Source organism: Eudoraea sp. (assembly GCF_049665975.1).
Lineage (GTDB): Bacteria > Bacteroidota > Bacteroidia > Flavobacteriales > Flavobacteriaceae > Eudoraea.
In genome coordinates this window covers 1-6,653 of the sequence record NZ_JBATGR010000276.1, presented here as the reverse complement: position 1 = coordinate 6,653, position 6,653 = coordinate 1, and the positions used below count along the sequence as shown (strand labels likewise).

The 6,653-nt window shown below is 33.8% G+C and carries 4 protein-coding genes; 1 reads left to right on the top strand and 3 read right to left on the bottom strand.

Annotation, left to right across the window (positions count from 1 at the left end; all coding sequences use genetic code 11):
* On the bottom strand, window positions 1–3,312 hold a 3,312-nt coding region (locus WBN20_RS09740; protein WP_424281537.1), incomplete at its 3' end, for a hypothetical protein.
* Window positions 3,313–3,578: 266 nt separating this feature from the next.
* Window positions 3,579–4,823: a glycosyltransferase gene (locus tag WBN20_RS09735; protein ID WP_424281536.1), complete on the bottom strand. Its 1,245-nt coding sequence runs from the start codon at window positions 4,821–4,823 to the stop codon at window positions 3,579–3,581.
* 443 nt (window positions 4,824–5,266) lie between these two features.
* Here WBN20_RS09735 and WBN20_RS09730 point away from each other — a divergent pair, with 443 nt between their 5' ends.
* Window positions 5,267–5,947, top strand: a complete 681-nt coding sequence (locus WBN20_RS09730; protein ID WP_424281535.1) for a hypothetical protein — start codon at window positions 5,267–5,269, stop codon at window positions 5,945–5,947.
* Between the two features lie 65 nt (window positions 5,948–6,012).
* Here the strand turns inward: WBN20_RS09730 and WBN20_RS09725 are convergent.
* On the bottom strand, window positions 6,013–6,653 hold a 641-nt coding region (locus tag WBN20_RS09725), incomplete at its 5' end, for a hypothetical protein (protein WP_424281534.1).

Below are 6,653 nucleotides of genomic sequence, written 5' to 3'. Positions count from 1 at the left end.
TAATTTTTCCAAGTCGATATTATCCGTTGAAAATCCAAGAGAGAACTGGGTTTCAAATGGATCTGTGATATCTAAATAAGCATCCAGATTTACTTTGCCCTTATAAAAGTCAAAATCGGTATTCTCCAGATAAAGCAGATTTTCATTTTCAAAATAAAAACCCGTATTGAAATTGTTTATGATGAGTTTATTAAATATGAATTCATCTAATTTAACGGAAAGTTCTGGCTGGTATTTATTGTAAAAGTCTTTTACCACATTTTTTAAAGCCAGATTACGATTTGGTTTTTTTACTTTCTTTACAGAATCTACCGTATTGAAAAGGTCCAAAAAGTCACTAAAACGCAACTTCTTTGAATAAATATTAAGTTTTGAGCTCATTCTTTCATTATTGCCACTTATTTCAGGTAAAATTGACGTAATATTATTTAATTGTCCCTCGAGTATTATTTTATCTCCAGACGGCAATTCAATATTCAAAGATTTAAGGATAGCATCATCATTGAGAATATCTATTTCCAGAATACTAAATGGGATCTTGACTTTACTTGAGTTGTGAACTAAAGAACTATTCTCAATTTTAAAGGTGCTGGTTGATGAGGATATCAGTTCATCCAAATTTTCTATACAACCCGCAATCTTTGCTGTCAGATTTAAAATTCCGCCCTCTAGCAAAAAAGTGTCATAATTCAGTATCTCATTTAGTTCTGCTGGGTCTGACTGAACATCTAAATCAAGATTTACAAATGTTTCTTTAGGTTTAGAAATATCTACCTGAGCCGAAAAGGTTGCTTGTCCACCAGTATGGAAATTAAAACCGCTTTCTTCCAGCACTATTGAATTAGTATCTTTATAGTTAAGACCCGTCTTAAAACTCTTCAGGACCAAAATGTCCTTAAACCCAAAATTGTCAATTGAAATACCAATTCGCGGATTGAATTTAGAATATATTCCTCTTAAGGTTTCTTTTAATCTAACTTCCGAGCTATAGTCAGCCTCATCCTTTTTCTCATTATTTCCATTATCAAACATTTTTATAAAATCATCCCATTGTAAATTATCGGACTGAAGTAATATGGAGGAATTTACCTGTGTGTCAGGGTCTGCAGTTATAAATGCCGTTATATCATCAAGCTCACCTGTAAAATTCAATTTGTCCTCAGGTCCTATAGAAATTTGTAAATCATTCAGGATTGCGCGATTATCTTTGATCGTTACATCCATTAAATTAACGGGTATTGTAAGATTTATGGGTTTATAAATAAGAGTACCCTCGGTTAAGTTTAAGGTAGTATTTGATTTGAGTAAGAGGTTATCTAAACTCATTACATCCCCATTAATATCTGCTTTTAAAGCGAAGCTGCCACTCTTGAAAAGGAAAGTGTCACTATTGAATAAATCATTTAAGATCTCCGGAGTTCCATTTGCTTCCAGGGTTGCGTTTACAATAATTTCTTCTTCATTTTGATAATTTAGATCGGCGTTGAGCTTAACAGCACCAGAAGGAATGTCAAAAGCCATATTGTACAGGCTAAGGTTATTCTCATTTCTAAATGACAAATTAGTAGTTAGGTTTTCTAAAATCAGGGATTTATAGGCGAACTCTTTTATGGCTATGTCCACCGATGGGCTATATACCCGATTAATTTTATTAAGTATTTCTTGTAATACATATTGCGGAGGTTTTACATTTTCTTTGTTGCTTTTTGGGGTGCTTTTAAAAAGGTTTATAAAGTCATCCCAGTTCAGTTTTGGGGATTTAATATTTAATTTAGTTAAAGCTTTATTTTTAGATTCTTTTGATAAAATTGAAGAAAAGTGATTTATTTGCCCGTCAAATAGCAACTTATCTCCATTATTCATAGGAAGCTCTAAAACATCTAAAACGGCGGTATCTCCGTTCAGGTGTAATCTTAATTCTTTAACCGGAATTGAGATGTCATTTTCCTCTTCATAAACGGAGGTATTATTTACATGCAAAACAATTCCTGCGCTTGAAAGTAATGCAGCAACTGAAGTGCCGTCCCCATTTAAATCTGCGTCTAAAGTAAAGCTGCCTTTTTTGAGGGTAAAAATAGGTTCTTCCAATAATGAAATTAAATCGTTAGGATTTCCGTTGACTTTCAAAAGTCCCTCAATACTTGCCTTGGCCTCTGGTGTACTCTTTAAACTGGCATTGTTTAGCAGAAAATGGGTTTCCCTGTATTTACCCGTGAGGGTATTAAATATAAGCTTTAAATCTTTTTTGTCTTCAGTTTTGGCTCGCTCATCATCATATATTCTGTTGGTAAAACTTCCAGTAAATGACAAATTATCCAAATCAAAACGGTCAATAATTAAAGCAGAATTTTCAACACTATTAAATTCAACATGCACCAGTGGGTTAGAAAATGGGGCAAAACTTCCTTGAAGGGTGGTATGAGTAGGAAAAGCCCGGTCAATCTTATACTTGTTAAGTTTTAATTGTATATGATCCGATAGAAGGCTTACAGTTGGCTCATATTCTGTTTCTTCATTCACAAGCTCAAATAGAAAACTACTTTGTCTGGAAGTGTCAAAATCTGCTGTAAGCTTAAATATTTGATCTTTTATGGATAAATCAAATGAGGGGATATGAATTTTGTTGTTAGCCAGGTCTATTTCAGGATACATGGTGCCTTCAATCTTGGAATCTTTGAGATAACTCCCTTTTTCAAGGTTAAATCCCAGTTGTGTGATGTGAGCATCCAAATCCATGGAAGAGGTTATTTTATCCGGACCAACGAGGAGGTTTGATGATATTTCGTTTATCGTAAATTTAATTCTTTTATGACGCGGAATATTTTGTATATCGAAGGTAAAATTTTCAATATCAAAGGACATTTTGTATGGCTTGAAGATTTCAGAGACTCTATTTTCTTTAGGAAGGGAGTCTTTATTCGCGGTCAAAGCTGTCAGATCTTCTTTAGTAATGACGGAGGAATAGTTCGCATTTTCTATTCGCACAGATTTTACCTGAATCTTTTCTTTCAATAAACTCCTTACGGTTAGATTTAGATACACCTTCCTGGCTTCAAAACGGGTAATTTTTGAATCGGACGAATCTAAAAGCACCATGTTTTTCACGTAGAATGCCGGATTGGTAAAATTGCCCCAACTTCTTAAAGTAACATCGTCAAAACTGACCGTGCCATTATGTTTTTCTGAGATGGTATTTACAACGAAGTTGACGACTTCTTCTTTATGCCCCTTTACATAAAAGAAAATAGCCCCGAATACAATTCCTAAAATCAGAATTAAACCAGCAATAAATTTTGCAATTTTTTTTAGCATGGACTAGTTGCCTTTTTTTGGAAGAATAGACTAAATACACTAAGGTTAAAATTAGGTATTTTTGGGTTGACATCTAACTTATTTATAATATAAATCACCTTACTTTTCTACAATGACAAAGGTTTGTTTATGCCGAAACTTTCTCAACCGCTTTAGCTTACTGCCAATACGGTTAGCATAGTTGCTAATGAACAATGTTGCAAGCTGTCCATTTCCCGGAATCCTAAAGGAGTTGATTTTGCACCTATTTTACTTCTAAACTAATTCTATTGATTTAATTTTTTGTATTCAATCCACGCTCCCATTGCTTTAGGTGACATAATCTCCGGCTTGCCTAAATCTTTATCTTCTACATCCATAAGTTCTTCTGGCAAATCATTAATCAATAGATCCAAGTCGTGGTGACTATTTATTTTCTCCATTACAATATTGGCCATTTCCTCATTATGAATAATTTTTCTTGCCCTTACAGCTTTTACCAAACCTTTCAACAAGGTTTCCCAGGTGGTCATTGGTCCTTGTACAATGGAAGCAGATTCCGCGAAAGAATCAATAAATGCAAAAGGCACTTTTGCAAATTCTTCCTCCATGGCAATAACACAGGCAATCCAATCAGAGTCGAAAGAGAAGTCGTAAACAGATGGATTCTTAAGTATTTCTGATAAAATGTCTTTGTGATATAATTTAAAAGCAGCTTGGGAATCGCGAATATCACGTGAGAAGATACTAACTCCAATCATTCGCTGCATATGCCGAAGCGCTTTAATGCCAATTCCCCAGCGGTTTTCTTGTTTAACCAAAACAGCATTTGGATCCTTTCTGTTTCCAAGAACTACCTTAAAGCCTTTTTCTAAATGTGGTCTAAGAAGTAAACCAATTTGAGATAAATGTACAGAATTATCAGCATCCGTGTAAATGATTATATCTACCCCATCACGCATAGCTTTCTCACATCCTAAAAGAATTGCACCCCCTTTTCGAGAATCATCTGCTGAAACCAGGTTTTGTAAAGGAGGCTGGTCCGCTGGCAAGGCCTTTTCTAAGAAAAGGACCTCTATTTGATCTGCATATTCAGATTCTTTTCGAATAGATTCTGCGATATCTCCGCTGCCATATGGACAACCATCATCTACTGCATAAATTTTCCAATCAATCTTTGAACCTTTAAAAAGCCAGGTAAGTTGATCTACTTTTACATTTAATAAATCTTCACCATTAGGATTACTGTCAGTTTTCTTTAGAAGCCTGTTTTGTTCTCCCCACATGGCAAACACAACCCCTATTTTTAATTTATGGTGGCAAGATTCAATATAGTGTTTGGAATCAGAAATTTTGGCCGCTAAACGAAACGATAAGGGTGTACTGGTGTCGTTACCTAACTTTATGATTTCCTCGAGAGGAAAGCTATGAATGCGGTTTACAAGGTCATAAAGATAAGTTTGGTCTGAGGCAGAAGTTAAATCAAAACTTTGTCTGCTCAATTGACAAATACTATTTAAGGATGGATTCATATTATCAAGAGTTTATGAGCGCTAAAATACGGAGTATCTAGGTTTATTTAAATTGATTTTATAGGTCTTGGTCTTACAAGAAGAAAAAGCCATAATGCTAATAATCAGAATAAGTCCGGATATCAATATTCTTCTTACCATTTAGTTTTAATTTATTCTGATTTTGATTGCATTTAATGGTCAAGTATATGAGTAGTTACAGGAAAATGAGTCACCAATTTCAAACCTTTCTTAAAGATAATTAATGTTCTTATAATTGTTCTATTAGTTCATCGTCCTTTATGCCAAATCTATACTGTATTTTGGCATAATTGTTGCTTTATTGAGACAACTCGTTTTATCAACATTATTTATACTTATATCCGAAGAATGGTTTTGAATAATAGTATATCAAAATTGTTTTCAAAGTAGAAAAGAAACTTAATTTTTAATATTCCCTTTTTATGAAAAACGTCATTCTCATAGTATCTCTATTGGTAAGTTGTATTACCGTTTTTGGACAAGAACAAAGAACTTATTTTGGGGATGTGTATTTTGTACCTGGTAAGTACAAATCAATATATAATTCTCCTGAAGGTTCTCCATATTTGAATGAAGAATTTGTACCGGCCAAAATTAATAATATTGCTGATACGCAATTAGTAAGATTCGATGCCGTATTAGGGAATGTTGAAGTAATGATCACTGAAAGTAAGGTTGTGACAATTGAAAATTCAAAACCATATACAATCTCTTTGATGGATGGATCAAATAAAGTCTATAAAACACTTAAGTATGCGGATTTAAATGGAAATGAAAATAATTCATTTTTTGAATTATTGGATAGTACGTTAATCTATAAACTTTACTTAAAAGAAAATAAAAGGTTTTTTAAAAAAGTTAAAGCTCAGGGCTATGCGGAAGAAAAACCAGCCCAATTTAAAAAAGTAAAAAGCGAATTTTATGTAACAGATTTTAAAAGTCAGTCTGAACGACTTTTATATATACCCCAAAAATTAAAACCTTTTACTGAATTTTTTCAGGAAGATTCAAAATCAATTAAAAATTTTATAAAGGATAATAAATTAAATATTGGTGATGCCAATGATTTAGTAAAGATTTTTAAATTCCATTTCGAGCAATAAAAATAATTAGGTTTACATGTATTGCATTGCCTATTATACACTTGAGAATGGGAAAGGTTCAATCACTACTTGATGAGGTTACGGTAGTCCATACTTTTTTGGACCATGTATTTCCAGATATCTCCCTGGATGTTTTGGTCGACTATGGAATCAAACGTCTTATCCGCTTCGCAGAAATAGTAGAATTGGTAAAGTTTGTTCTTGGGGATCTTAAGACCATTTATAACCAGCGAATCAGGGATATTTTCATAGACAGCATTATACTTGGCTTCTTTTATGTCCCGTGCCACTCTTTTTTTGAGCATCAATGTCCGGCCGGAGAGAGCATTTATTATCGGATCCAATTTAACCGAGATCACCTTAAAATCCCAGGTTCTTGCAGTATATAGCAGTCGCTCGTTCTTGGTCCTGATACCGACATTTGCATTAGGAAGTTCAAGAGTGGCTTCATTAATGATCTGACCAATATCCATTCCTTCAACATCTTGGATTAATTCTCCTGATAGGTCAAAGGGTCTTAATACAACCTCATCAAGTTCGATAGTGCTTTGTTCCATTTCGATGGATAGCAAGGTCGATTTAAGTACGGACTTATTTACGGGAATGATCTTTCTCTTAAACTGTATAGAGGAAATAACCAGAGTATCGAAAAGCCTGGCAGTTATTGAAAAATAACCGGTCTTATCGGAAATAGTAACCTTTTGGG